Here is a 25042-nt window from a genome sequence, read left to right as displayed (position 1 = left end):
CGCGGACCCATAGTCCGCGAAGTTGCTCCTGATCGCAGTCCTGCACGTCATCGTGCCCCTGCGGGGCGGTAACAGCGGGAGGATTGCGGAGGTCTGAATGGAACGGGGATTCAGCCGTCAAGGGATCTGCGGCTGATTGTTATCGCTAACAATATGGTCAAAGATAGCTTCTTGAAACATGTGAGTCAACGCACATTCGGCGCCAGTCTCCTTCTTACCGCCGCCGGACCCTCATGCGGCGAAGATGCGCCAGGCCACGCGGTGCGAGTCTCCGGGTTCGAGCCGCACGAGGTCCGTGCCGGTGTTGAAGGCATCCGGCGGACACGTCATGGGTTCCACGGCGAGTCCGAGTCGGCCGGGCAGCGGCGGTTCCGCATCCCCGGTGTAGAGCTGCAGCCAGGCGCAGCTGCGGTCCCAGGCCATGCCGACGCCGGTCCCGCCCGGGTCCCGGACCACAACGTGAGCCTGCCCGTCGCCGTCGAACACCATGTCGGTGAAGGCATGGTCGATCTTGGTAGATCCGATGACGCGGGCCGCGCGGAAGTCATATCCGTGTCCTTCAACGGACCGGGTGGCGACCGGGAGCAGCCGGTCCGGCGTGACCTCAAGGAACGTCCGCGCCGGCACCTCCAGGCTCCATTGGTCCAGCGGCGCCGGCCCGGCCAGCAGATACGGGTGGGGACAGACCCCGTAGGGCGCGGACCGCTGCCCCACATTGGCTGCCGTGACGGCAGTGTGCAGGCCCCCGCTGGCCAGCCGGTAGCTGGCGGTGATCGACAACGCGAAGGGGTAGCCCGGCGTCGGCCCGATGGTGCAGGAGCGCTCCACGGCGGAATCCGTCCGGGACTCCAGCCTCCACTCCAGCTCCGGGGTGAAGCCGTGCAGGGCGCATTGCCGGTCGGGTTCGTTGACCGGGAGCTCGTAGTCCGCACCGCCAAAAGTGTACGTCCCGTCGGGAATCCGGTTCGGCCAGGGTGCCACGATGACGCCGCGGAAGTCCGGGTTGGGCCCGCCTGCCGGAAACGGGACGATCAGGTCCCGCCCGCGGAACTGCAGCTTCCGCACCGCGGCACCGCGGGCGGCGACGACGGCGGTGTACTCCCCGTGCCGGAGCCCGTATTCGTCCCCTGTCACAGACCGCCAGCCAGCTTGTAGTAGGCGGCGTTCCAGGCGAGTTCCTTCTTGAAGCCCCTGATGGTGGTGCCATCGTCAATGGTCAACAGCTCGGTTTGGGCGATCTCGGCGAAGTCCTCGAAGACGTCCATGCCGACGGCGGTGGAAAGCACAGTGTGGTGGGCGGCTCCGGCGGTCAGCCAGGCAGCAGCGGAGGTGGCAAAGTCCGGCTTGGGCGACCAGAGGGCACGGGCCACCGGCAGGTTGGGCAGCGGCTGCTCAAGGTCCACGACGTCGACGGCGTTGGCCACGAGGCGGAAGCGGTCGCGCATGTCGGACAGCGCCACCACGACGCCGGGGCCGGCATCGGTGTCGAAGACCAGTCGGACGGGATCTTCCTTGCCGCCGATGCCCAGCGGGTGGATTTCCACGCGCGGCTTCGCGGCAGTCAGGGACGGGCAGACCTCCAGCATGTGCGCGCCCAGGATTTTCTCCTGGCCCGGGACGAGGTGGTAGGTGTAGTCCTCCATGAGCGAGGCGCCGCCGGGGAGCCCGGCGCCCATGACTTTGGCTGCCCGGACCAGGATGGCAGTCTTCCAGTCGCCCTCGGCGCCGAAGCCGTAACCGTCGGCCATGAGGCGCTGCACGGCCATGCCCGGCAGCTGGCGCAGTGCGCCGAGGTCTTCGAAGGACGTGGTGAAGGCGGCCGAGCCGTTGGTCTCCAGGAAGCTGCGGAGCCCAAGCTCGATCCGGGCGCTGTAGCGCAGCGACTCGTGGCGCGGGCCGCCGGCACGGAGCTCGGGGGCCACCTCGTAGAGCTGCTCGTATTCGGCGACGAGGGAGTCGACGTCGGACTCTGCCGCGCCGTGCACGGCGTCGGCGAGTTCATTGACGGACCAAGTGTTGACCGAGACGCCGAAGCGCAACTCGGCCTCGGTCTTGTCCCCTTCGGTGACGGCGACATTGCGCATGTTGTCGCCGAAACGGGTCAGCTTGAGGGTCCGGACGGCCGCCCAACCCGCCGAGGCGCGCTGCCAGGATCCGACCTGGCGGGACACCTCGGGGTTGGACACGTGGCCGACGACGGTTTTGCGCGGGATGCCGAGGCGGGACTGGATGTAGCCGAACTCGCGGTCGCCGTGCGCGGCCTGGTTCAGGTTCATGAAGTCGAAGTCGATGTCCGCCCACGGCAGTTCGACGTTGGCCTGGGTGTGCAAGTGCAGGAGCGGCTTCCGGAGCAGGTCCAGGCCCTGGATCCACATCTTGGCCGGGGAGAAGGTGTGCATCCACGCGGTCACGCCGATCACGGCGTCATCCGAGTTGGCATCCAGGGCGGTGCGGCGGATGGCGTCCGAGTCCGTGAGCACGGGCTTCCAGACGATTTTCACCGGGACGTCGGCGGAGGCGTTCAGCGCGTCAGCGATGTCTTGGGACTGGGCGGCGACCTGCTTGAGGACGTCCTCGCCGTAGAGGTGCTGGCTGCCGGTGAGGAACCAGACCTCGAACTGCTCAAGGGACGTGTTGTTGGCGTTGGACATGTTTTCTCCTGCGGATGGTGGGGGGCGACGACGGCTTCGCGGCCTGGCGGCCTGGTTTTGGGCCTGGCGGCCCGGTTTTGGGCCTAGCGGCCCGGTTTTGGGCCTAGCGGCCGTAGACGTTCTGGTAGCGGGCGTAAAGCGAGTCGATCTGGGCCGGGTCGATCGGCAGGGGTTCGCCGAGTTGCCGGGAAATATGGACGGTCCGTGCCACTTCCTCGCACATGACGGCGGCTTTGACCGCCGAGCGGGCATCCTTGCCCACGGTGAAGGGCCCGTGGTTCTGCATCAGCACGGCCGGCGAGCTGGATTGGGCCAGGGTGTCCACGATGCCGCGGCCGATCGAGTCGTCCCCGATCAGCGCGAACGGGCCCACCGGGATCGTCCCGCCAAACTCGTCACCCATCATGGTCAGCACGCAGGGGATCTCCTCTCCCCGCGCAGCCCAGGCCGTGGCGTAGGTCGAATGCGTGTGCACCACTCCCCCGACCTCCGGCATGTGCCGGTAAACGTAGGCGTGCGCCGCTGTGTCCGAGGACGGTGACAGCGCGGGGTTGCTCCAGTCGCCCTCCACGGGCGTGCCGTAGAGGTCCGTGACAACCATGCTCTCGGGCGTGAGGTCCGCGTAGGAGACTCCGGACGGCTTGATGACCATCAGGTCATGGCCGGGGACGCGGGCGGAGACGTTGCCGGCCGTCCACACCACCAGTTCGTAGCGCGTGAGTTCGGCGTGCAGTTCGCAGACCTCGCGACGGACCTCCGCGATGCTTTCCGGCAGGTTGTTCATGCGGACACTTCCTCTGCGACCGAGCCGGCGGGGACGGCGTTCTGCTGCGGAGCGCCAGCAGCGGCGGCAAACGAGGGCCTGGCCGCACGCTGGATCGCCTTGAGGCGGTGCATCACGCTGTTGCTGCCGCGGCCGAAGTAGTCGTGCAGCGTGCGGTACTCCTGGAAGAGCTTTTCGTAGGCGGCAACATTTTCCGGGATGGGAATATAGATGCTGCCGGGCTCCGATCCCATGGCAGCCGCAGCGGCACGGATATCCGCGTATTCACCTGCGGCCACGGCGGCGTGGATGGCCGACCCCAGGGCGGGCCCCTGGGTTGAGCCGATGGTGGAGAGCGGCAAGCCGGTGATATCCGCGTAGATCTGCATGAGCAGCTTGTTCTTCAGCAGGCCGCCGGCCACGATGAATTCCCTGACCGGCACTCCGGAGTCGCGGAAGGCGTCCACGATGGTGCGCGTGCCGAAGGCCGTGGCTTCCAGCAAGGCCCGGTAGGTGTCTTCGGGCCTGGTGGCGAGGGTCTGGCCCACCACGACGCCGGAGAGTTCGTGGTCCACCAGCACGGAACGGTTGCCGGAGTGCCAGTCCAGGGCAATGAGGCCGTGTTCGCCGATGGCCTGGCGCGAGGCCAGTTCCGAGAGGTATTCGTGGATGCCCAGGCCTGCCGCCTCCGCTGCCTGGTGGTACTCGGGCGGGACGCCGTTGTTCGTGAACCAGCCGAAGATGTCCCCCACACCGCTTTGGCCAGCTTCGTAGCCCCACAGTCCGTCGACGATTCCGCCGTCCACCACGCCGCACATGCCCGGGACTTCCCGCAGTTCGGCACCGTTCATAACGTGGCAGGTGGAGGTTCCCATGATGGCCACCAGCTGCCCGGGCTCAACTGCCTTCGCTGCGGGCGCCGTGACGTGGGCGTCCACGTTGCCCACTGCGACGGCGATGCCTTCCGGCAGTCCGGTCCAGGCGGCGGCCTCGGCCGTCAGATAGCCGGCCGCATCGCCGAGCCGGCCGATGGTGTGCGCCAGCTTGGCGCTGACAAAATCCTTGAAGTCCGGGTTCAGGGCGGACAGGAATTCCTTGGACGGGTAGCGGCCGTCCTGGTAGATCCCTTTGTAGCCGGCCGTGCAGGCGTTGCGGACGTAGTTGCCGCACAGCTGCCAGACGATCCAGTCAGCCGCTTCCACCCAGCGGTCCATCGCGGCGTAGCTTTCCGGGTCCTCCTCCAGCAACTGCAGGCCCTTGGCGAACTCCCATTCGGAGGAGATGAGTCCGCCGTAGCGCGGCAGCCAGTTTTCGCCGAGTTCCGAGGCCAGGGCGTTGATGCGGTCCGCCTGCGGCTGGGCGGCATGGTGGCGCCACAGCTTCACGTAGGCGTGCGGGCGGTTGGCGAATCCGGGAAGCTCGTTCAGCGGTGTGCCGTCGCCCTTGACGGGGACCATGGTGCAGGCCGTGAAGTCGGTGGCGATGCCCACCACGGCGGCTGGGTCGATCCCGGCGTCGGCGACGGCCGCGGGCACAGCCCGGCGGAGCACGTCGCGGTAGTCGTTGGGCACCTGCAGGGCCCATTCGCCCGGAAGCCGGATGCCGGCGACGCCAGCCGTGTCCTTCGGAAGCTCGCCGGTGACCACGGCATGCGGGTATTCAAATACCCCGCTGCCCAGTTCCTTGCCGTCCCGGACCCGGACGACGACGGCCCGCCCGGAAAGCGTGCCGTAGTCCACGCCTATGACAAAGTTTTCGGTTCCGTCCACTGAGAAGTCCATCAAATCCTCCAATAGGTTCCGCAACATTGCGAACCCCCTTATTGTTAGCGCTAACAAACTTGCTGTCAAGAAGCCTGGCACGTATTGCCGGAACGGAGGGCTTCGGCCCTTAGGAGAGGCGGGGGCGGGGTGCGGTGCTGGCGCGCACCACGAGAGCAGGTTTGACCACCAGGGCGCCGCTGGCGGCATCGCCCTCGACCTGGGCGCGTATCAGGTCCATGCAGCGCTTTCCGAGTTCCTCGAAGTCCTGTCGCACGGTGGTCAGCGGCGGCATGAAGTAGGCGGATTCGGGCTGGTCGTCAAAGCCAACCACGGAGACGTCTTCCGGAACCCGGATGCCCTTCTCGCCGAACGCCCGCAGCAGTCCGAGCGCCATCTGGTCGTTGCTGACGAACACCGCGGTGGCGCTGCGCTGTTCTGCCAGCTGCTGCCCGATCCGGTACCCGCTGTCCGCACTCCAGTCCCCCTCGACCAGAAGTTCGTCGGAGAGGCCGGCTTCCGCCAACTCCTCGCGCCACCCGTCAACCCGGGCTTTGCCGTCCACCCAGTCGAGCGGTCCGGAGACATGGCCGATCCGCTCGTGGCCAAGGCTGATCAGATGGGCGACGGCCAGCCGCGCACCGAGCTTCTGGTCGACCATCGCGCCGCTCAACCGCCCTTCTCCGGCTCCGCCGACGACGATTACCGGGAGATCCAGGTTCAGGTCCTCGAGCACCTGAAGTGTCCCGTCGTGCGGCACGATCACAATCAATCCGTCCGCGCCCTGGTCCGTCAGGTGCCGCACCGCATCGCAAATGGCGTTCGCCGCGGCCCCCTTGATCGCGGCAATGCTCACGAAATAGCCTGCCTCCCTGGCGGCTTGCTGGACCCCCAGCAGGGTATTCGCCGGGCCGTATTGCCCGAGCTCGGAGGCGAGGACACCGATGGTCTGGGTGCGCCGGGTCACCAGGCTCCGGGCGGCCGTGTTGCGCCGGTAGCCGAGTTCGGCAATCGCCGCCTCGACCCGGGACTTTGTTCCCGCGCTGACATTCGGGTGGTTGTTGATCACCCGCGAGACGGTCTGGTGGGAAACCTTGGCCAGCGCTGCGACGTCTTCGAGCCGCGGCTGCCGCCGGTCATTGTTGTTCCCCATGCGAGGCCCCTTTCGCTCCGATGCCGTCCACCGGCCTGAATCAAAGTGTGAAATCGAACGATAGGAGGGCACGGGGCGCCCGCTGGTCGCCCGCCCCCCGGCTCCTGTTAGCGCTAACGATAGTCCATAGGGCCCCTGGTGTGACGCCCGCAGGGAACGACGCCCGGAACCGCAACGACGTGCCCGGCGGGGACCCTACCCGGCCGGCTCGGCCGCAACCGGCGCGGCGGGCCCGGGCGCGGCAGGCACCGGCGCGCAGCCGCAGGACGCGCGCAGGACCAGCTCCACGGGGAAGATCCTGTTCCGGGTGGGAGACACGCCGTCAAAGCCAATGAGCGCTTCGACGGCGGCCTCGGCCATGGCCTGGACGGGCTGCGCGACCGTGCTCAACGGCGGCCAGCTGAACTCCGCCTCAGCCGAGCCGTCGAAGGAGAAGACCGCCAGGTCCTCGGGGACCCGCAGCCCGGCCTCGGACACGGCGCGCAGCAGGCCGACGGCCTGCAGGTCGGAACTGACGAACACGGCGGTGGGTCGGTCCGCGGCCGCGAGCAGCCGCTGCCCGGCCCGGTAGCCGCCCTGCCGGTCGAAGTCACAGCGCAGAATGGGTCCTTCCGGGAGGCCGGCCTCCGCGAGCCCCTGCTGCCACCCGACCTCGCGGGCATCGAGATCATTGCCGGCGTTCATGCCCATGACCAGTGCGATGTTGCGGTGGCCGTGGCCCACCAGGTGCTCGACGGCACGCCGGGAGCCTTCCAGCAGCTCCACGCCGACCGAGTTGAAGCCCGGCACCTCGGTGCTGTGGTTGAGCAGCACGGCGGGGATCTCCGAATGCTCCAGCTCGGTCAGGTCGGGTTCGAACAGCACGCTGGAGAGGAAGACCCCGTCAACGCGGCGGCTCGCGAGGTTCCTGACCTGGCGGCGCTCATTGGCCGCCGATCCGCCCGAGTTCGCCAGCAGCAGGGCATAGCCGCGCGCCGCCGCGGCTTCCTCCACGGCGCGGGCCAAAGTGGCGAAGAAGGGGTTGGTGGTGTCCGGGACCACCATGCCGAGCATCTCGCTGGAGCCAAGTTTCAGTGCCCTCGCCGCGGCGTTCGGACGGTACCCCAGGGCGCTGATGGCCTCGCGGACTTTCGCAGCGGTCACCGGGGAGACCCGCTTGGGGCCGCCGTTCACCACATAGCTGACGACGGCGGTGCTGACGCCCGCCAGCCTGGCCACGTCTTTTCGGGTGATCGTGGGCCTGGCGGAGGCGGGCGAGTGTGGCACAGTGACCATGCTACCGCCGGAGTTCCCCGGCTAAGCCTTCCTCGTTGGTTCCCTGCGCAGGCAGCAGGACGGGGGCGTCGCCGTGGTCCGGCACGGGCAACCGCTCCCCGCCGCGGAGGGCGGACTCGTGCGCCACGATCCCCGGCAGCGTGTAGCGGGCGGCTTCCCAGGCGTTGACGGGCGGGAGCGTTCCCGTGTCGACGGCCGTGGCAAAGTCGTCCACCAGGAAGTGGTGGCTGCCCTCGTGCCCGTTGTGAAGTCCGCGGAACTCGGCCGGAAGCCGGCCGGCGTCATGCACGGGTGCCATTCCGGAGCTGAAGGCGTCCCGCAGTGCCGGTGCGACACTGGCCAGCGAAGGATCGTCGGCAGCCAGCGTGGCCCCGGTGGCCAGTTCCGCGCTGACGTCGGTCACGGACTCCTTGTCCTGCCACACACTGACCGTGGCCAGCTGCTCGAAGCTGGCGTCCGTGCCGAAGTACCGGAAGCGGCTTTCGCGCAGGTGGGAGGGGTAGCCGACGCGGCGCATCTCGTTGATGCGCATGGACCCGCCGGTTGAGAGTTCGAACAGCGCGGTGGCATTGGAGAAGTCGTTGCCGAACATGCTGACATCCTTATCGAACACGCCGTCGCCGCGCTCGTCGGAGACGCCAATGCAGCTGACGCTGACGGCATGGCCGCCGATTGCGCCCAGTACCCCGCCGGTGGAGTGAGTCGGATACAGCATGGGCGGGTAGCTGGCGGTGCGTTTCCAGTCCTCCCCGCCGCTGTACTGGTAGGCCTCGTAGAAGCCGAGATCCATGTCGTGGACGTAGTCGCCCTCGGCGTAGAAGATGCGGCCAAAGGCGCCTTCAGCCTTGCGCTTGCGGGCATAGACGGTGGCGGGGTTGTAGTAGCTTGTCTCGCCCATCATGTAGGTCAGGCCCGTCTCCCGGACAGCCTCGATGATCCGGGCGATCTCGTCCTCGCTGATGGCCATCGGCACTGCCGAATACACATGCTTGCCCGCCCGGAGCGCCTGCAGCACCAGCGGCCCGTGCGTCCAGCGCTGGGTGAAGATCGCCACGGCGTCGAGGCCGCCGTCGAGCATGGCCTCAAAGCTGGGATAGGTCCCCGCCAGGCCGAGCCGCTCCCGGAGGGCCTCGGCCCGTTCCGGCAGGACGTCCGTGACATGGACTTCTGAAATCGCGGGATGGGCGTCGAAGAGTTTGGCGAAGGCGCCTGCGAACTGTCCGGCGCCGACAATGCCTAGTGAGAAAGTCATGCACGCAAGTTTTACACCAGTTTCTACTCGAGTCAATAGCAGAAGATGAGCAGAAAGATTCCTCCCGGAAACATAAAAGAAACGCTTGCGCATAAGAAAGTTACTCGTGTAGATTCAGGCCTCAGTTGTAATCCACGTCACAGCATCCACGTAACTGCGGAGGACCCACCAATGACCACCACAACTGCCCGCGGAGCCGTTCCGGCACGCAAGGCGCCCGGCACGGGAACGGGCAATGCTGCCCCCCGCGGCCGGCGCCGAACCCGCAGCGACCTGAGGGTCGCCCTTCTCTTCATCGCCCCGGCCTTGCTCGGCTTCGTTGCCTTCTACCTGGTGCCGAGCATCCGCGGCGTCTACCTCAGCTTCACCGAGTACAGCGTTTTGGGCGATCCCACCTGGATCGGCACCAAAAACTACACCGCGATCTTCGCGGACGATCTCTTCTGGAACGCCATGGCCGTGACGGTCCAGTACGTGGCACTGAACATCGGCTTCCAGACCGTCATCGCGCTCGGACTTGCCCTGCTGATGCACAACGTCGCCAAGTCCACGCTAATCCGCGGCGCCCTGCTGCTGCCCTTCCTGGTGGCGAACGTGATCGTCGCGCTGCTCTGGTTCTGGATGCTCGACTACCAGCTGGGAATCGTCAACGAGGTCATCAACTGGCTGGGCCTGCCGCGCATCGCCTTCTTCGGCAGCGAGCAATGGGCCATCCCCACCATCGCCGGCGTCAATGTCTGGCGGCACATGGGCTACACCGCCCTGCTGATCTTCGCCGGCCTGCAGTCCATCCCCAACCACGTGTACGAGGTCGCCTCGCTCGACGGCGCCTCCCCGACCCGGACCTTCTGGAGCATCACGATGCCGCTCCTGCGCCCGGTGCTGGTGTTGGTCCTGGTGGTCACCGTCATCGGCTCCTTCCAGGTCTTCGACACCGTGGCAGTGACCACGGGCGGCGGCCCGATCAATGCCTCCCGCGTCATCCAGATGTACATCTACCAGAAGGCCTTCGGTGAATCCGACTTCGGCTACGCCTCGGCCCTGTCCGTCATTCTCTTCGTCATTCTCGCTCTCGTGGCCTTCGTCCAGATGAAGTTCCTCAAGGGCAACGAATCGGATCTGGACTAAGGAACCCCAGCCATGACTACCCTCGCCCCTTCCCGCAAGAAGCCCGCCACCTCCGCTCCCGCTCCCAGGAAGCCGGTCAACTGGCGCCGCGTCGGCGCCTGGACCCTCGTCGCCATTGCCGTCGCCGTGACGATCGCGCCGTTCCTCTGGATGCTCCGCACCGCGCTGTCCAGCAACGCCTCCCTGGCCTCGAACGCCAGCAACCTCCTGCCGGCCGATTTCAGCCTCGGCGCCTTCAAGCGGGTCCTGGGGCTGCAGAGCCCCGAGGAAGCAATCGCCGAGGGAGGCTCCGGCGCCGCCATCAACTTCTGGCTGTACCTGCGGAACTCCGTCATCTTCGCCACCGTCACCACCGCCGGGCAGGTCTTCTTCAGCGCGATGGCCGCCTACGCCTTCTCCCGGCTCCGCTGGCCGGGCCGGAACGTGGTGTTCGGCCTGTTCCTGGCCACCATGATGGTCCCGCCGATCTTCACAGCCCTGCCCAACTTCCTGATGATCAAGAACCTCGGCCTGCTCAATACCTTCGCCGGTCTGGCCCTGCCGTTCCTGTTCATGACCCCCTTCGCCATCTTCTTCCTGCGCCAGTTCTTCCTCTCCATGTCCCGCGAGGTGGAAGAGGCCGCCATGCTCGACGGCGCCAAGCACGTGCGGATCTTCTTCCAGATCGTGCTCCCGAACGCCGCGGCCCCCCTGGCCACCCTTGCGCTGCTGACCTTCATCGGCCAATGGAACGAGTACTTCTGGCCGCTGCTGGTGGGCCAGGACGAAAGCGTCCGCGTCCTCACCGTGGGCTTGGGCGTCTTCAAGTCCCAGTCCCCGCAGGGCGCCCCCGACTGGTCCGGCCTGATGGCCGCCACCCTGATCGCGGCCCTGCCCGTCCTCCTGCTCTTCATCGCCTTCGGCAAGCGGGTGGTCAACTCCATCGGCTTCTCCGGCATCAAGTAACCCCGGCCCAACACGCAGTGCCCCGTTAACAAACATTCCCCTCAAAGAAGCACTTCCATGAAAGGTCCACCATGAAGAAGACCCTCGGCGCCGTCGCTGCCGCTGCAGCCATCGCCATCTCCCTCTCCGCCTGCGGCGGGTCCGCCCCGGCATCCTCCGAAGCCAAGGGGGAGATCAACTACTGGCTCTGGGACGCCAACCAGCTCCCGGCCTACCAGCAGTGCGCCGACGATTTCACCAAGGCCAACCCGGATATCAAGGTCAAGATCACCCAGCGCGGCTGGGACGACTACTGGACCACCCTGACCAACGGCTTCATTGCCGGCACGGCGCCGGATGTCTTCACCGACCACCTCTCCAAGTACCCCGAGTACGCGGCGAAGAAGCAGCTCCTGGCCCTCGATGACGCCGTGGCCAAGGACGGCATCAAGCTGGACAGCTACACCAAGGGCCTGGCCGAGCTCTGGGTCGGCCAGGACGGGAAGCGCTACGGGCTGCCCAAGGACTGGGACACTGTAGGCCTCTTCTACAACAAGGCCATGACCGACTCCGCCGGTCTCACCGCCGAGCAGATGGCTACCCTGGACTGGAACCCGCAGGACGGCGGCAGCTACGAAAAAGCCATCGCCCACCTGACCGTGGACAAGCGCGGCAAGCGCGGCGACGAGGCCGGCTTCGACAAGGACAACGTGGCCGTCTACGGCCTCGGCCTGGAGTCCTCCGGCTCGGGCCAGGGCCAGACGCAGTGGAGCTTCCTCAGCGCCACGACCGGCTGGACCCACACCGACAAGAACCCCTGGGGCACCAAGTTCAACTACGACGACCCCAAGTTCCAGGAGACCATTGCCTGGTGGGCCGGCCTGGCGGACAAGGGCTACATGCCCAAGCTTGAAACCACGGTAGGCGCCAGCATGTCGGACAACTTCGGCGCCGGCAAGGCCGCCATCAACACCTCGGGCGACTGGCTGATCGGCCAGTACACCGGATACAAGGGTATCCAGACCGGCTTCGCACCCACCCCGACAGGACCGGACGGCAAGCGTGCAAGCATGTTCAACGGCCTGGCCGACTCCATCTGGGCCGGCACCAAGAAGCCCGCAGCAGCCACCAAGTGGGTTGAATACCTCGCTTCCACCGCCTGCCAGGACGTCGTAGCTTCCAAGGCCGTCGTGTTCCCGGCTCTCACTAGCTCCTCCGAGAAGGCAGCCGAAGCGTTCAAGGCCAAGGGCACCGACGTCTCCGCCTTCACCACCCACGTCAAGGAAGGAACCACGTTCCTGTTCCCGATCGCGGACAAGGCGGCCAAGGTGGACGGCATCATGAAGCCGGCTATGGACGCCGTCCTCTCCGGCAAGCAGCCGGCCAGCTCCCTCTCGCAGGCCAACGAGCAGGTCAACTCACTTTTCAACAAGTAAGCCTGTTCAACAAGTAAGCCCCTGAAGCCACAGCCGCCCGCAACGGCGGCGCCCGGTGCGCGGGGTCCCCAACCCGGGATCCCGCGCACCAGCACCTGACTTCCGCACTACTGAAAGCGAATCCCCATGCACCCCGTGCACCTGCGTTCTGCCGGCACCAGCGTCCTGCTGGCCTTCGACTCCGGCGAGGCCGAGATCGTCCATTGGGGCGCCGACCTCGGGGAGAACCTCCCCGATCTGGCGATCCTCCACGGGGCCGTCCAGCACTCCGCCCTCGACCTCCCCGTCACCGCCGGACTGCTCCCGCAGGCCTCCTCCGGCTGGGCCGGGCGGCCGGGCCTGCGCGGGCACCGGAACGCCGACGGCGGCCCCGGCCTGGACTTCTCGCCGGCCCTGCGGGTCGTTGCCGCCCAGATGCAGGACGGCGGGCGCACCGTGGTGATCATCCACCGGGACTCCGAGGCCGGACTTGAGGTCAGTTCCGAACTCACCCTGCACCCCGGCGGCCTCCTGGAGCTGGCTCACACGCTGACCAACAGCGGCTCTGCCGAATACCAACTCGAGGAACTCGCCACGGTGCTGCCGGTGCCGCGGGACGCCACGGAACTGCTCGACCTCACCGGGCGCTGGTGCCGCGAAAACCACCCGCAGCGGCACGCCGTCCAGCAGGGCACCTGGGTCCGCACTGGCCGGCACGGCCGGACCGGCCACGACTCGTCCCTGTTGGTGGCAGCCGGGACCGCCGGCTTCGCCAACCGCACAGGCCAGGTCTGGGCCACGCACCTGGGCTGGAGCGGCAACCACGAGCAGTACCTCGACAGCCTCGCGGACGGCCGGCGCATGCTCGGTGCCGCCGAGCTGCTCGGCTCCGCCGAAGTGGTGCTGCGCCCCGGCGGCAGCTACCGGACGCCGTCGCTCTATGCCGCCTACTCCGGCCGCGGCCTGGACGGCATCACCGAGGCCTTCTACCACTGGTTCCGTGCCCGGCCGCAGCATGTGGACACCACCTCCGGCCGGGTCCGCCCGGTGGTGCTGAATACGTGGGAAGCGGTCTACTTCGACCACCGCCTCGAGCCGCTGCTCGAACTCGCCGAAGCGGCCGCCGGCCTCGGCGTGGAACGCTTCGTCCTCGACGACGGCTGGTTCCGCGGCCGCCGCGACGATCACGCGGGTCTTGGCGACTGGTACGTCGACGAGGGCCTGTGGCCCGAAGGCCTGACGCCGCTGATCGACGCGGTCACCGGCCACGGCATGGAGTTCGGGCTGTGGGTGGAGCCGGAGATGGTCAACCTGGACTCCGACGTCGCGCGCGAGCACCCGGACTGGATCGTGGGCCCGTCGCTGCTTTCCCACAAGGACGGCGGCCGGCTTCCGCACGCCTGGCGCCATCAGCACGTCCTGGACCTCGCCAACCCGGAGGCCTGGCAATACATATACGGCCGCCTCGATGCCCTGTTGCGCGAGAACAACATCGCCTACCTCAAATGGGACCAGAACCGCGACCTCACCGAGCACGGCCGCGGCGGCCGGCCGTCCGTCCACGAACAGACGCTGGCCGCGTACCGTCTCTTCGACGCGCTCAAGGCATCCCACCCGGACGTGGAGATTGAAAGCTGCTCCTCCGGCGGGGCCCGCGTGGATCTCGGCATCCTGCAGCGAACCGACCGGGTGTGGGCCTCGGACTGCAACGATGCCCTGGAGCGCCAGACCATCCAGCGCTGGACCCAGGCCGTCCTCCCCCCCGAACTCGTCGGATCACATATCGGCCCCACCACCTCGCACACCACGGCCCGCACCCACGACATCTCCTTCCGCGCCATCACGGCCCTCTTCGGCCATTTCGGCATGGAGTGGGACATCCGCGCAGCCACGGACGAGGAACGGGCCACGCTGCGCCGCGCCATCGCGCTCTACAAGCGCCACCGCGCACTGCTTCACTCCGGCAAGCGCGTCAACGCGGACACCGCCGAGCCCACCCTGAGCGTCCACGGTGTAGTTGCGCACGACGCCGGCGAGGCCCTGTTCGCTGCCGTGTCCCTGGCCTCCGCCCCGGCTGAGGTTCCCGGACTGGCCTCACTGCCGGGCCTTGACCCGAAGCGGAACTACCGCGTCCGGGCCGAACTGCCTACCCTTCTCGACGGCGACTACGCGCACACCTTTACCCAGATCCGGCCGCCGGCCTGGCTGGAAGACGGGGCCGTTGCCACCGGCGCCTTCCTGCAGCACGTCGGCCTGCCCCTGCCGGTCCTGAACCCGGAGCACGCCCTGCTCCTCCACGTCCAGGCCCTCTGACCGTCCGGTCCCGCCCCCTGCTTCCGGGTCGGGCACCGCACGTCCCCTCACTTTCGAAGGAACCCCATGACCAGCATCATCAGCCGCAGCGACGCCCCGGCGTCGGTGTCCGCGGTGACCAGTACGCGCCTCGCCGACGGGCGCGAACTCCTGTATTTCGACGACACTTCCCATCCCCTGCAGCGCCCGTCAAGGGACCGCCGCGACCTTCCCGAGCGCGGCCCGTCCGGGGAAATCCGGTACGACGCGCTGACCGGGGAGTGGGTGGCGGTCGCCGCGCACCGGCAACACAGGACGCATCTTCCGCCGGCGGACGAGTGCCCGCTGTGCCCGAGCACCGACGCGCGGCCCTCGGAGATCCCGGCGGATTACGACGTCGCCGTGTTTGAAAACCGGTTCCCCTCGCTCGGTCCGGATCTCGCCGCCGCCCCGGCAGCGCCGGGCTGGGGTACCCGCGGGACCGCCGGCGGCCGGTGCGAGGTCGTAGCCTTCACGCCCGAGCACACCGGGACGTTCGCCGCCCTCAGCACCCGGCGGGTGCGCACCGTGATCGACGCCTGGGCGCACCGCACCGAGGCCCTGAGCGCGCTGCCCGGCGTGGCGCAGGTGTTCTGTTTCGAGAACCGCGGCCAGGACATCGGCGTGACACTGCACCATCCGCACGGCCAGATCTACGCCTACCCCTACGTCACGCCGAGGACCGCGGTGATGGCCGCGGCCGCCCGGCAGTTCCATGAGGCGGCGGGCGGGACGGCCACCCTGACCGGGGCGATTTTGGCGAGCGAACGTGCCGACGGCGCCCGGATGGTGCTCGAGGGCGATTTTTTCAGCGCCTACGTGCCGTTCGCGGCGCGCTGGCCGCTGGAAATCCATCTGGTCCCGCACCGCCAGGTTCCGGACCTCGCCGCGCTGACCGGCGCCGAGCGTGACGAGCTCGCCGTCCTGTATCCGGACCTGCTGGGCCGCCTCGACAGCCTCTACGGCAGCCCGACGCCGTATATCAGCGCCTGGCACCAGGCACCCCTTGACCCGGTGCTGCGCCGGTCCGGGTACCTGCACCTGCAGCTCACCTCCCCCCGGCGGGCCGCGGACAAACTCAAGTTCCTGGCCGGCTCCGAGGCCGCCATGGGCGCCTTCATCAACGACACGACTCCCGAAGAGGTTGCGGCCCGGCTCCGGGACGCCAGGGAAGGAACGGCATGACCACCACCGACACCGCAGGAACGGCCCTGGCGGACGCGGTGACCCGCGCCTTTGCCGGCCACTTCGGCCATGACGCCGACGGCGTGTGGCAGGCGCCGGGACGGGTCAACCTGATCGGCGAGCACACGGACTACAACGACGGCCTTGTCCTGCCGTTCGCCATCAACCGCAGCACCACCGTGGCCGTGTCGGCCCGGGCGGACCGCACCGTGCGGCTGGCCTCGGCGTTCGCGGCCGCCGACCCGGTCGAATTCGATCTCGATACCTTCGCCCCGGACCAGGCGGCCGGCTGGTCCGCGTACCCGGCCGGAGTGGCGTGGGAGCTGGAACGTGCCGGCATCACAGTGCCGGGCTTTGACCTGTACGTGACCTCCGATGTCCCGGTCGGCGCCGGGCTGTCCTCCTCCGCCGCCCTGGAATGCGCCGTCGCGTTGGCCCTCTCCGACCTCACCGGAGCGGGCCTGGGCCGGGCCGAACTGGCGGACATCGGGCGGCGGGCCGAAAACAACGTCGTCGGCGCCCCCACCGGGATCATGGACCAGTCCGCGTCGATGCTCGGCACCCGGGACTGCGCGGTCTACCTGGACTGCCGCGACCTCAGCTCCCGCCCGGTGCCGCTCGGCCTGGAGGAGTCCGGGCTTCTCTGCATGGTGATCGACACCAAGGTCTCGCACGCCCATGCCACCGGCGGGTACGCCGAACGCCGGTCCTCCTGCGTCCGCGGAGCCCGGGCCCTGGGCGCCGGCGCCCTTCGCGACCTTGACGCCGCCGATCTGCCGCGGGCCGGGCGCGTCCTCGACGACGTGACGTTCCGCCGGGTCCGGCACATTGTCACCGAGAACGAACGGGTCGCCCGGACCGCGGAATGGCTCACGTCCCATGGGCCGCTGGCAATCGGAGACCTGCTGGACGCCAGCCACCGCTCCATGCGGGACGACTTCGAAATCTCCTGCCCGGAACTGAACCTGGCCGTTGACACCGCGCGCGCCAACGGGGCCATCGGGGCCCGGATGACCGGCGGCGGGTTCGGCGGCTCCGCCATCGCCCTGGTTCCAGTGGACGACGCCGATCAGGTCCGGTCCGCGGTCCTGGCCGGCTTCGCCGCCCGCGGGCTGCAGGCACCCGATGTCTTCGCCGTCCTGCCGGCAGAGGGGGCGCGCCGGCTGTGATCAGGCCGCCGGCCGGGTGGTCAGCGCCCGAAGCCGGCGCAGCGCAGTCCTCTGCTGGGTCCCGGCCATCAGTACTTCCTCAGATCCAGCGGATCCTGGCCGTACCAGCGCTTGCGCAGCAGGGCGGTGGCGGCTCCCAGAACACACCTCAGTTCCTCCGTGCTGTTCGAGAGCGACCTCAGCACCAGCCCGGCCGTTCCCAGCACGGCGGCGGTGAGCGAGATGCCGGTATGGGCGCCGAGCCCGGCCGTGATCTCGTGGAGTTCGTCGGCAAGGGCTTGGTCCACCCGCGGGTCCACCACGATCAGCGACCCCAGATGGCTGAAGCCCTCCATGAACGCCAGGCCCGTCACATCGCCCAGGGGCGGCTGGATGAGCACGTTGTCCAGGGCCAGCAGCCCGCCCGCCTCCCCGACGGACGCCTCCGACTCGACCCGGATCTCGGTCCGCAACCGCAGCTCCTCGTACCGGAACGAGGCCCCGTCGGGCGACCACCCCGGGGTCACAATTTCGGCCATGATGAGGCTCGACGACGGCCGCACCGTCACGTGCGTATTCTGCCGGTAGCTGGCCTCCCGGTAGGCGATCACCTGATCCGGGGCGAGCTCCAGCCGGGCCCCCTCCCCGAGCCGCAGCCGCATCCGCTGTTCGGCAAAGGATCCCGGAGTCCGGTAGATCTTGGTGGCCGACTGCGTGGCGAGCAGCAGCTTCGCCCCATCGGCCACCTCCACGTCAATCACATACAGGTCAGCGCCCAGATAGGCACCGCCAGGATTGACGAGCACATAACAAACCTGCCCGCTGCCATCCAAGTAATGCGGCCGCAAAACCCTCAAAGCCCCCCGATGGAACTGATGCGTGGCAACAGAACGTCCGTCCCGATTTTCGACGACGAGTTCCAGTTCCCCCATCGGCGACTTAACCGCTGAGGCGGCGAGGCCGGATTTTGGGGCCGCGGCGTGGCGGGCACCGCGGGGGGCCCACTGCCGCGAGGGTCCCGACTCGAGCTTGCGAGAGTCGGGAGCGGCTGGGGACGGGCACGGCCCCAAATCCGGCGAAGCCGCCGGACTCCGCACAATCGCCGTCACGACGCCAGGTCGAGCATCAGGACGTCCCGCCGCACCCATTCGATCACGCGGTCCAGCCCTTCGTCGGTCTTGAGGTTCGTGAAGCAGAACGGCTTCTCGCCCCGGAATTCCTTGGAGTCCCGCTCCATGACGGCCAGGTCCGCGCCGACGTGGGGGGCGAGGTCGGTCTTGTTGATGATGAACAGATCGGACTTGATCATGCCCTGGCCGGCCTTGCGCGGGATCTTCTCACCCTGGGCCACGTCGATGATGTAGATGGAAAAGTCCACCAGTTCGGGGCTGAACGTTGCGGAGAGGTTGTCGCCGCCGGATTCCACGAAGATCACCTGCAGGTCAGGGTGCCGCTTCTTCAGCTCCTCGATGGCGGCCGTATTCATGGACGTGTCTTCGCGGATGGCCGTGTGCGGGCAGCCGCCGGTTTCGACGCCGATGATCCGGTCGATCGGCAGGATCCCATTGGCGGCGAGAATCCTGGCGTCCTCGATTGTGTAGATATCGTTGGTGATGGCCGCCATGGAGATCTCCCGGCTCATATGACGGGTGAGCCGCTCCACGAGCTGGGTCTTGCCGGCACCCACCGGGCCGCCGATGCCGATTTTGACGGGCTCAGACATATTCTTCTCCAGACATATTTCGTGTGTAGCTCGGTTAACTCATGAACATGCGGGCGCGCTGGCGTTCGTGCCGCATTTGCGAAATTTCCAGCCCGGGGCTGACGGCCCCAAAATCGTCAGGCGTGAGGTGACTGGAGCGCTCGGCGGCGGCAGCTACGCCGTCGGCCGCCTTCCGCAGGATCCGCTGGCCGGCGTTCTGCCCCAGGGGGATCGCCCGGACGGCGTTCTGCGTCAAGGACGTCACCGCGGCGAAAAGATAAGCGGCGAGGGCCTCCGGGAGCGGCACGTTCAGGGACCGTGCGACGACGGCGAACGCCAGCGGCTGATGCCCGGCGGCACGGCCGGAACCCACCAGCTCCCGGTACTCCGCCAGATCTGCGGACGGAAAGATCTCGGCGCCGATCTCCAGCAGACGCCCGCCCATTTTGGTACTGGCCTCGCGCAACTGCCGGGGTAACATCTGGGCGGTCAACAACGCATCCAGTTCGGCAACCGGAACGTCCTCATAGAGGAACCGGATTGCCAGGGCGTCCGAGTACGTCAGCTGCTGTGAAATGAACGCCGCCAGCCACACCCCAAAGGACTCCTCGTCGTGCACCAGCCCGCGCTCCACATACGTCTCAAACCCCAGCGAGTGAGCAAACGCCCCGGTAGGCAGAGCAGAATCCGTCAGCTGCTGCAACGCAAGCTGGTACTGGGTCACGACCGCCCCCGAATGCGCGAAGCTGGGAAGGGGGCTGCGGTGTGGTGGGCACCGCGAAGCGGGCACAGCCCCCTTCCCAGCGGAGCGCCCAGCGCGGCCGCGGCGAAACTAGTGCGAGTGTTCGGCATGGCGGAAGGGGACGGGCATCACGCGCTCCTGGCGGTCGTAGGGCGCTCCGACGTGTTTGAGATAGTCCTCCACGGTGTGGTCGTACTGGCAGACCATCACCTCCGCCCCGTACTCCGAGGAAGCGTCGAAGAACTGGGCCTGCAGGTGCCGGTTGCCCAGGGAGTGGGCCACCACCCCCATCTCGTGGATGGAGCGCGGGGCGATCACCAGGACGTCGGTGGGCAGGACTGACACCACGATCATGTTGGTGCCGGCCACGTGCAGGATGTCGCCGTCGCGCAGGTCGCCGGAACCGGCGGGGAGGCGGATGCCGAGTTCCTTCCCGTGGTCGGTGGTGACGCGCTGGATGCGTTTGACCAGCTGGGCGCTGGGCAGCACCACCTTCTCGCGGTGGAGCCCAAGGTAGGGGTCCGGACCGGGAGGGAGGTCGTGGGTGTTGCCGAGGACCTTTTCGATGATCATGGTGGTCTCCTCTGGAAGCCTAGAAAAGGAAGTAGCGCTGCGCCATGGGCAGCACGTCTGAGGGCTCGCAGGTGACGTCCTCGCCGTCGACGCTCACCTGATACGTTTCCGGGTCCACCTCGATATCAGGGGTGGCGCCGTTGTACTTGAGGTCCGCCTTGGTGAGGTTCCTGATTCCGGACACCGGCCGGATGACCTTCTCCAGTCCGAGCTCGGCCGGGACCCCGGCGTCGATGGCGGCCTGGGAGAGGAAGGTGATGGAGGACTGCTGCAGCGCCTTGCCATAGGCGGCGAACATCGGCCGCATGGTGCGCGGTTGCGGGGTGGGAATGGAGGCGTTGGCGTCACCCATGAGGGCGTAGGCGATCTGGCCGCCCTTGAGCACAAGGTCCGGCTTCACTCCGAAGAACGCGGGGTCCCAGAGCACCAGGTCGGCGAACTTGCCGACCTCCACGGAGCCGATGGAATCGGCCATGCCCTGCGCGATGGCGGGGTTGATGGTGTATTTCGCCACGTAGCGCTTGAGCCGGAAGTTGTCGCTCTCGGCGCCCAGGCCTGACGCGGCCCCGTGCGCACCCCCGGCAGGATCCTTCAGGACGCCGCGCTGTTTCTTCATCTTGTCCGCCACCTGCCAGGTGCGGATGACCACCTCGCCCACCCGGCCCATGGCCTGCGAGTCCGAGGACGTGATCGCGAAGATGCCCAGGTCCTGCAGGACGTCCTCGGCGGCGATGGTCTCGGCGCGGATGCGGGAGTCCGCGAATGCCACGTCCTCCGGGATGTCCGGGTTCAGGTGGTGGCAGACCATGAGCATGTCCAGGTGCTCTTCGATGGTGTTGCGCGTGTACGGCAGGGTGGGGTTGGTGGACGCCGGCAGGACGTTGGGCAGCCCGGCGATCTTGATGATGTCCGGGGCGTGGCCGCCGCCGGCGCCTTCGGTGTGGAAGGTGTGGATCACGCGGCCGTCGATGGCCCGGATGGTGTCCTCCACGAAGCCGCACTCGTTCAGGGTGTCGGTGTGGATGGCCACCTGGACGTCGTACTGGTCCGCTACCTGCAGCGACGTGTCGATCGAGGACGTGGTGGAGCCCCAGTCCTCATGGACTTTCAGCCCGATCGCGCCGGCGCGGATTTGCTCGGCCAGGGGTTCGACGGCGGACGCGTGGCCCTTGCCGAACAGGCCGATGTTGATGGGCAGCCCTTCGGCGGCCTGCAGCATCCGCTGGATGTGCCATTTTCCGGGGGTGACGGTGGTGGCCTTGGTGCCTTCGGCGGGGCCGGTGCCGCCGCCGACCATCGTGGTCACGCCGCTGCACAGGGCGGCGGGGACCTGGTCCGGGGAGATGAAGTGGATGTGCGAGTCCACCCCGCCGGCGGTCAGGATTTTCCGTTCACCCGCAATGATCTCGGTGCTCGCGCCGATCACGATGTCCACGCCGTCGGTGATCTGCGGGTTGCCGGCCTTGCCGATCCGGAAGATGTGGCCGTCCCGGAGCGCGACGTCGGCCTTGTAGATGCCGGTGTAGTCCAGCACCACGACGTTGGTGATCACGGTGTCCGGGACTCCGCCGCCGGAACCAATACCGCCGGAACCAATACCTCCGGAACCGTCACCGTCCCGGGTCACCTGGCCGTTCTGGCCCATGCCGTCGCGGATCACCTTGCCGCCGCCGAACACCACTTCCTCGCCGTAGACGGTGAGGTCCTTCTCGATCTCAAGAAACAGATCCGTGTCGGCCAGGCGGATGGCGTCGCCCGTCGTCGGGCCGTAGAGGTCCGCGTACTGCCTGCGGGATAGCTCGAAACTCACTGTGCGTCACCTTCCCCTTCGGAAACAGGGAGTCCGCTCTTGCGGAGTGCGCCGTTGACGGCGTTGCTGAGGCCGTACACTTCCCGTCTGCCCGCGAGCTCGATCAGCCGGACGGTCCTGCTGTCCCCGGGTTCGAACCGCGCGGCCGTGCCGGCCGGGATGTCCAGCCGGCGGCCGTAGGCGGCCGCCCGGTCAAACTGCAGCGCGGAGTTGGCTTCGGCAAAGTGATAATGCGAGCCCACCTGGACGGGCCGGTCTCCGGTGTTGGTCACCGCGACGTCCACCGCCTCACGGCCGGCGTTGATGACCAGCGGCGCGGAACTGAGAACGTATTCTCCCGGAATCATCGAAGCTCCTAACGGATCGGGTCGTGAACGGTGACGAGCTTGGTGCCGTCCGGGAAGGTTGCTTCGATCTGGACGTCGTGGATCATTTCCGGCACGCCCTCCATCACGTCGTCGCGGCCAAGGATGGTGGTTCCGGAGCTCATGAGCTCCGGAACGGTCCGGCCGTCCCGGGCGCCCTCGATCAGTTCGTAGCTGATCACCGCGACGGCCTCGGGGAAGTTCAGCTTCAGTCCGCGTGCCTGGCGGCGGCGGGCGAGATCCGCCGCGACCACGATCATGAGCTTTTCCTGCTCACGGGGCAAGAGGTGCATGACGGTATCCCTTCAAGAACCAGCCGACTGGCGGACCGCAGAAGCCGCGGTGTGACCAGAGTAGGCCGCGGAGATTTCCTGCAGGTTTCCGGGACCCGTCATCATCTCAGGAGCTAACCGCTGACGGCCCTATCCGGTGATCCGCCAGTGCGCCTGGAATTCGGGGTGGTCCGCATACGGCAGCGCCAGGGTGTGCAGGGAGAGCGTGGTCCATTCGATGACGTCCGGCACCCATCCGGCCTCGGCGGGTTCCTGGCTGACCAACATGGCCAGCACGGACTGGCGTGCGGATTCAATGATGCCGATGAGCTGGCGCTTGGCCTCGCACTCACGGAGCAGGCGGCGTTCATACCACTCGCCGGAGACGGCAAGCGTGGGGTCGCCGAGCAGCTTTAGGGCGACGGCTTCGTCTTCTCTAATGCGCGCGGTCAGGAACTCGACGATGTCCACTCACCGAGCCTATGCGCGCCGGTGCCCACACGGCTACGGCCTGGCGTTTGCCCTTTTTCCTCAGGCCGGCACAAGCCGCGCTTGTTAGGGTGGGTGGATGAAACGACGTCTCGCCGCCCTTGCCGCTGCCGCCTTCTTGATCGGACTTACCGGCTGTGGGCAAGTGCAGGACGCTACCGAAAAGGCCGTCAACGACGGGGCGTCACGGGCTGCGACGGCGGCCGGCAATGAAGTGAAGAAGCAGGCCTGCGCCATCGTGAAGAACGGCCTGGTCAGCGCCAAGGACAAGGAACTGCTGGGCGGTCTTGTCACCAGCGCGGAAGCCGCGGGTGCACCCGCTGAGATCACCACCCCGCTGCGCCAGATCGCCGACTCCGGCGACCAGGTTCCGGCCGAATCCGTCAAGGCCCTTCAGGACGCCTGCGCCAAGTAACCCACGTCATGCGCGGCATGGGTTTCGAGGCACCGGGGTTATGAGGCAGGCCGCCCGCAAGGGGACCGTCAGCGGTCGGTGTCGGAATCGGTCCGGTTTGTTGGCCAACGCTAGTCGTGGATTGGCTTGCGGCCAATATCCGCACGGTTCGGGGCGTCTCGGGTTCGTTCAGGAGAGTCCCGGCGACGACCCTGTTTTCGAACACTCTGAGTGTCGTTGATGTTGCGGGATCTCAAGGGCGGCGATCGAGAGGGCGGCGAGCCGAACCTGACGCCGTCGTGACCAGCCCGTGCGAACCCAGCGTCAGCCGCCGGCCGGCGGGACCGTCTTGCGCATCACGGTCTTGCTCTTGCCGATGTGACGCTCGAACGTGAATCCAGCCTTCTCGAACATGGCCCTCGTACCGTTGTGGAGGAATGAGGACGACGTCCTCTTGCCCGGGGCGAGCTCGTTGGGGAACGAGACCACCTCGCCCCCGCCGGCCTGCGCGATCAGCTCGAGCGCGCCATCCAGCGCCTCCCGTGCCACTCCCGAACGTCGGTGGTCGCGGTCGACGAAGAAGCATGTGATGCGCCACGGTGCCGGCTCAGTCTCGCCCGCGTCGTACTCCTTGCGGTGATAGATGCGCGGCAGCTCGACCGGACTGCCGTACTCGCACCACGCGATCGCGTCGTCGCCGTCGAAGACGAGCGCGGCGTGCGCGACGCCCTCCGCCATGAGTCTCTGCTTGAACGTCGGCCCGTCGTACTCGCTCTTGACGGTGCGCTCCGTGTCGTCGTGGAAATACGAGCAGTAACACCCACCCCAGACCCCGTTGTGCTTCTGCGCGAGCGCCAGCCACGCCGGGAAGGTCTCGGCGGTGAGCGGCTTGATCACGTGCGAAGTCATCACGCCCACCTCAGGGGTTGTCTCGGGAACGAGTTGAAGAAAGTCAGGAGGTAGCTCTCGTCGCGGGGGACTCAGCGACGCATAGGACTCCTGTGTTGCCGTCCTGGTCGGCGATCACGGTGAGCGACGGCGCGCCGGTGTCATCGACGACAGTCCCGCCCGCGGAGACGGCAGCGGCGATTCGTTGCTCGGCCACTTCGGGCGCCACATAGATCTCGACGTGGAACCGCTGGCTCGGGGTCTCACCGGCGTCCCCAAACCACAGGTTCGGTACACGCCCTGTGGCGTCCCGGATCTCGTCGCTGGGCGACCCGTGACCCTGGGCCTCGGCGTTCCCGGTCAACAGGGCGGCCCACACTGGGGCGATGGTCGCGGAGTGGGCCGTATCGAGACCGAGCTCGATGACGCTGACCGAGGCCGGGTCGGCGTCGACCTCGTGGTCGGCGGCGAACTCGGAGATCCGTCGCGCGAGGTCGACGTCCTGCTGGGTTACCCATTCGACGACGTGCTCGGTGCCCTCGTCGTCGCGGTAGATGGCGTCGGCGCTGACCATCTTGAGGTCGACGTACCCATTGCCGATCGACACGCTCGGGTGGTGTCCGAGCGCATCGCCCGCCTCGCCTACCGCGGTAACGAACCGTGCACCGGTGCCGAAGTCGTCGACCAGGTAGCGGGCATGGAGTCCCTGGGCCAACTTGCGCCAGTCGGTCAGCCTGGCCTCGGCGATCTCCTCGCCGTTCAGCATGTCCATGTTCGGGACCTCATCTGTGATTCAGTCTCAGCGCTGGAGCTCGTCATTTG

General features: G+C 67.6%; 24 protein-coding genes. 7 read left to right on the top strand and 17 right to left on the bottom strand.

Annotated features, from left to right (window positions below; genetic code table 11):
* Positions 1 to 231 precede the first annotated feature (231 nt).
* From AC1D1A_RS07135 to AC1D1A_RS07105, 7 genes are all read right to left on the bottom strand, one after another.
* Entirely contained in the window at positions 232 to 1134 is a 903-nt protein-coding gene (locus AC1D1A_RS07135; protein WP_476947408.1) for an aldose 1-epimerase family protein, read from the bottom strand.
* Positions 1131 to 2651 carry an L-arabinose isomerase gene (gene araA / locus AC1D1A_RS07130; RefSeq protein ID WP_476859672.1) on the bottom strand — a complete coding sequence of 507 codons (1521 nt, stop codon included), beginning with the start codon at positions 2649 to 2651 and terminating at the stop codon, positions 1131 to 1133. The genes AC1D1A_RS07135 and araA overlap by 4 nt, the downstream gene beginning before the upstream one ends.
* 103 nt (positions 2652 to 2754) lie before the next feature.
* Complete coding sequence (locus AC1D1A_RS07125) at positions 2755 to 3435, bottom strand: L-ribulose-5-phosphate 4-epimerase (RefSeq protein ID WP_476947407.1); 681 nt, start codon at positions 3433 to 3435, stop codon at positions 2755 to 2757.
* Positions 3432 to 5195, bottom strand: coding sequence for a ribulokinase (araB, locus tag AC1D1A_RS07120; RefSeq protein WP_476947406.1), 1764 nt, complete (start codon positions 5193 to 5195; stop codon positions 3432 to 3434). Before araB ends, AC1D1A_RS07125 begins: the two co-directional genes overlap by 4 nt.
* A gap of 109 nt (positions 5196 to 5304) precedes the next feature.
* Positions 5305 to 6327, bottom strand: a complete 1023-nt coding sequence (locus AC1D1A_RS07115; RefSeq protein WP_476851778.1) for a LacI family DNA-binding transcriptional regulator — start codon at positions 6325 to 6327, stop codon at positions 5305 to 5307.
* Positions 6328 to 6522: 195 nt separating this feature from the next.
* Positions 6523 to 7602 carry a LacI family DNA-binding transcriptional regulator gene (locus AC1D1A_RS07110; protein WP_230006159.1) on the bottom strand — a complete coding sequence of 360 codons (1080 nt, stop codon included), beginning with the start codon at positions 7600 to 7602 and terminating at the stop codon, positions 6523 to 6525.
* Position 7603: 1 nt separating this feature from the next.
* Positions 7604 to 8854: a Gfo/Idh/MocA family protein gene (locus AC1D1A_RS07105; protein ID WP_230006160.1), complete on the bottom strand. Its 1251-nt coding sequence runs from the start codon at positions 8852 to 8854 to the stop codon at positions 7604 to 7606.
* 171 nt (positions 8855 to 9025) lie between these two features.
* Between AC1D1A_RS07105 and AC1D1A_RS07100 the strand changes: the two genes are divergently transcribed.
* From AC1D1A_RS07100 to galK, 6 genes are all read left to right on the top strand, one after another.
* The gene (locus tag AC1D1A_RS07100; RefSeq protein ID WP_476856738.1) at positions 9026 to 9982 is read left to right on the top strand and encodes a carbohydrate ABC transporter permease; all 957 of its coding nucleotides are present in this window, start codon (positions 9026 to 9028) and stop codon (positions 9980 to 9982) included.
* 12 nt (positions 9983 to 9994) lie between these two features.
* On the top strand, positions 9995 to 10927 hold the full coding sequence (locus tag AC1D1A_RS07095; protein ID WP_476856739.1) for a carbohydrate ABC transporter permease: 933 nt from the start codon (positions 9995 to 9997) through the stop codon (positions 10925 to 10927).
* A 71-nt stretch (positions 10928 to 10998) separates the two neighbouring features.
* Positions 10999 to 12342 carry an ABC transporter substrate-binding protein gene (locus AC1D1A_RS07090; protein WP_476859667.1) on the top strand — a complete coding sequence of 448 codons (1344 nt, stop codon included), beginning with the start codon at positions 10999 to 11001 and terminating at the stop codon, positions 12340 to 12342.
* A gap of 126 nt (positions 12343 to 12468) precedes the next feature.
* Positions 12469 to 14634, top strand: coding sequence for an alpha-galactosidase (locus AC1D1A_RS07085; protein ID WP_476859666.1), 2166 nt, complete (start codon positions 12469 to 12471; stop codon positions 14632 to 14634).
* Positions 14635 to 14700: 66 nt separating this feature from the next.
* Entirely contained in the window at positions 14701 to 15837 is a 1137-nt protein-coding gene (gene galT, locus AC1D1A_RS07080) for a galactose-1-phosphate uridylyltransferase (RefSeq protein WP_476947405.1), read from the top strand.
* The gene (galK, locus tag AC1D1A_RS07075) at positions 15834 to 17006 is read left to right on the top strand and encodes a galactokinase (protein WP_476947404.1); all 1173 of its coding nucleotides are present in this window, start codon (positions 15834 to 15836) and stop codon (positions 17004 to 17006) included. The genes galT and galK overlap by 4 nt, the downstream gene beginning before the upstream one ends.
* A 68-nt stretch (positions 17007 to 17074) precedes the next feature.
* On the opposite strand, the gene AC1D1A_RS07070 is transcribed toward galK, so the two are convergent.
* The 8 genes from AC1D1A_RS07070 to AC1D1A_RS07035 form a co-directional block, all read right to left on the bottom strand.
* The gene (locus tag AC1D1A_RS07070; protein ID WP_476947403.1) at positions 17075 to 17791 is read right to left on the bottom strand and encodes an urease accessory protein UreD; all 717 of its coding nucleotides are present in this window, start codon (positions 17789 to 17791) and stop codon (positions 17075 to 17077) included.
* 299 nt (positions 17792 to 18090) lie between these two features.
* On the bottom strand, positions 18091 to 18708 hold the full coding sequence (gene ureG / locus AC1D1A_RS07065; RefSeq protein WP_476947402.1) for an urease accessory protein UreG: 618 nt from the start codon (positions 18706 to 18708) through the stop codon (positions 18091 to 18093).
* Positions 18709 to 18742: 34 nt separating this feature from the next.
* Positions 18743 to 19411, bottom strand: a complete 669-nt coding sequence (locus AC1D1A_RS07060) for an urease accessory protein UreF (RefSeq protein ID WP_476947401.1) — start codon at positions 19409 to 19411, stop codon at positions 18743 to 18745.
* A 108-nt stretch (positions 19412 to 19519) separates the two neighbouring features.
* Positions 19520 to 20002 (bottom strand): urease accessory protein UreE, encoded by a 483-nt coding sequence (gene ureE, locus AC1D1A_RS07055; RefSeq protein ID WP_476859661.1) that lies wholly within the window; start codon positions 20000 to 20002, stop codon positions 19520 to 19522.
* A 19-nt stretch (positions 20003 to 20021) separates the two neighbouring features.
* Positions 20022 to 21812 carry an urease subunit alpha gene (gene ureC, locus AC1D1A_RS07050; RefSeq protein WP_476947400.1) on the bottom strand — a complete coding sequence of 597 codons (1791 nt, stop codon included), beginning with the start codon at positions 21810 to 21812 and terminating at the stop codon, positions 20022 to 20024.
* Positions 21809 to 22159: an urease subunit beta gene (locus tag AC1D1A_RS07045; RefSeq protein ID WP_476947399.1), complete on the bottom strand. Its 351-nt coding sequence runs from the start codon at positions 22157 to 22159 to the stop codon at positions 21809 to 21811. The genes ureC and AC1D1A_RS07045 overlap by 4 nt, the downstream gene beginning before the upstream one ends.
* An 8-nt stretch (positions 22160 to 22167) precedes the next feature.
* Positions 22168 to 22470, bottom strand: a complete 303-nt coding sequence (locus AC1D1A_RS07040; RefSeq protein ID WP_476870293.1) for an urease subunit gamma — start codon at positions 22468 to 22470, stop codon at positions 22168 to 22170.
* A gap of 129 nt (positions 22471 to 22599) precedes the next feature.
* Positions 22600 to 22920, bottom strand: a complete 321-nt coding sequence (locus tag AC1D1A_RS07035; RefSeq protein ID WP_230010922.1) for a DUF6221 family protein — start codon at positions 22918 to 22920, stop codon at positions 22600 to 22602.
* Between the two features lie 97 nt (positions 22921 to 23017).
* On the opposite strand from AC1D1A_RS07035, the gene AC1D1A_RS07030 reads away from it, so the two are divergent.
* Positions 23018 to 23353 (top strand): hypothetical protein, encoded by a 336-nt coding sequence (locus AC1D1A_RS07030; RefSeq protein WP_230012656.1) that lies wholly within the window; start codon positions 23018 to 23020, stop codon positions 23351 to 23353.
* 303 nt (positions 23354 to 23656) lie between these two features.
* Here the strand turns inward: AC1D1A_RS07030 and AC1D1A_RS07025 are convergent, their stop codons facing one another.
* Together AC1D1A_RS07025 and AC1D1A_RS07020 are read right to left on the bottom strand one after the other, a co-directional pair.
* Positions 23657 to 24241, bottom strand: coding sequence for a GNAT family N-acetyltransferase (locus AC1D1A_RS07025; RefSeq protein ID WP_476947398.1), 585 nt, complete (start codon positions 24239 to 24241; stop codon positions 23657 to 23659).
* Positions 24242 to 24284: 43 nt separating this feature from the next.
* Positions 24285 to 24992: a VOC family protein gene (locus AC1D1A_RS07020; RefSeq protein WP_476947397.1), complete on the bottom strand. Its 708-nt coding sequence runs from the start codon at positions 24990 to 24992 to the stop codon at positions 24285 to 24287.
* Positions 24993 to 25042: the final 50 nt, after the last annotated feature.

Source organism: Arthrobacter sp. P1_B9 (assembly GCF_056406495.1).
Note: the sequence above shows the minus strand (reverse complement) of the source record. Positions and strands in the feature narration are given on the sequence as shown.

Bases quoted from the DNA above. Each gene is read 5' to 3' on its own strand.
- AC1D1A_RS07125 (WP_476947407.1), bottom strand. From the start codon at position 3,435: ATGAACAACCTGCCGGAAAGCATCGCGGAGGTCCGTCGCGAGGTCTGC.
- AC1D1A_RS07095 (WP_476856739.1), top strand. From the start codon at position 9,995: ATGACTACCCTCGCCCCTTCCCGCAAGAAGCCCGCCACCTCCGCTCCC.
- araB (WP_476947406.1), bottom strand. From the start codon at position 5,195: ATGGACTTCTCAGTGGACGGAACCGAAAACTTTGTCATAGGCGTGGAC.
- AC1D1A_RS07040 (WP_476870293.1), bottom strand. From the start codon at position 22,470: ATGCACCTCTTGCCCCGTGAGCAGGAAAAGCTCATGATCGTGGTCGCG.
- AC1D1A_RS07030 (WP_230012656.1), top strand. From the start codon at position 23,018: ATGAAACGACGTCTCGCCGCCCTTGCCGCTGCCGCCTTCTTGATCGGA.
- AC1D1A_RS07090 (WP_476859667.1), top strand. From the start codon at position 10,999: ATGAAGAAGACCCTCGGCGCCGTCGCTGCCGCTGCAGCCATCGCCATC.
- AC1D1A_RS07020 (WP_476947397.1), bottom strand. From the start codon at position 24,992: ATGGACATGCTGAACGGCGAGGAGATCGCCGAGGCCAGGCTGACCGAC.
- galK (WP_476947404.1), top strand. From the start codon at position 15,834: ATGACCACCACCGACACCGCAGGAACGGCCCTGGCGGACGCGGTGACC.
- araA (WP_476859672.1), bottom strand. From the start codon at position 2,651: ATGTCCAACGCCAACAACACGTCCCTTGAGCAGTTCGAGGTCTGGTTC.
- ureG (WP_476947402.1), bottom strand. From the start codon at position 18,708: ATGTCTGAGCCCGTCAAAATCGGCATCGGCGGCCCGGTGGGTGCCGGC.
- galT (WP_476947405.1), top strand. From the start codon at position 14,701: ATGACCAGCATCATCAGCCGCAGCGACGCCCCGGCGTCGGTGTCCGCG.
- AC1D1A_RS07025 (WP_476947398.1), bottom strand. From the start codon at position 24,241: ATGACTTCGCACGTGATCAAGCCGCTCACCGCCGAGACCTTCCCGGCG.
- AC1D1A_RS07045 (WP_476947399.1), bottom strand. From the start codon at position 22,159: ATGATTCCGGGAGAATACGTTCTCAGTTCCGCGCCGCTGGTCATCAAC.
- AC1D1A_RS07100 (WP_476856738.1), top strand. From the start codon at position 9,026: ATGACCACCACAACTGCCCGCGGAGCCGTTCCGGCACGCAAGGCGCCC.
- ureE (WP_476859661.1), bottom strand. From the start codon at position 20,002: ATGATCATCGAAAAGGTCCTCGGCAACACCCACGACCTCCCTCCCGGT.
- AC1D1A_RS07115 (WP_476851778.1), bottom strand. From the start codon at position 6,327: ATGGGGAACAACAATGACCGGCGGCAGCCGCGGCTCGAAGACGTCGCA.
- AC1D1A_RS07085 (WP_476859666.1), top strand. From the start codon at position 12,469: ATGCACCCCGTGCACCTGCGTTCTGCCGGCACCAGCGTCCTGCTGGCC.
- AC1D1A_RS07110 (WP_230006159.1), bottom strand. From the start codon at position 7,602: ATGGTCACTGTGCCACACTCGCCCGCCTCCGCCAGGCCCACGATCACC.
- AC1D1A_RS07105 (WP_230006160.1), bottom strand. From the start codon at position 8,854: ATGACTTTCTCACTAGGCATTGTCGGCGCCGGACAGTTCGCAGGCGCC.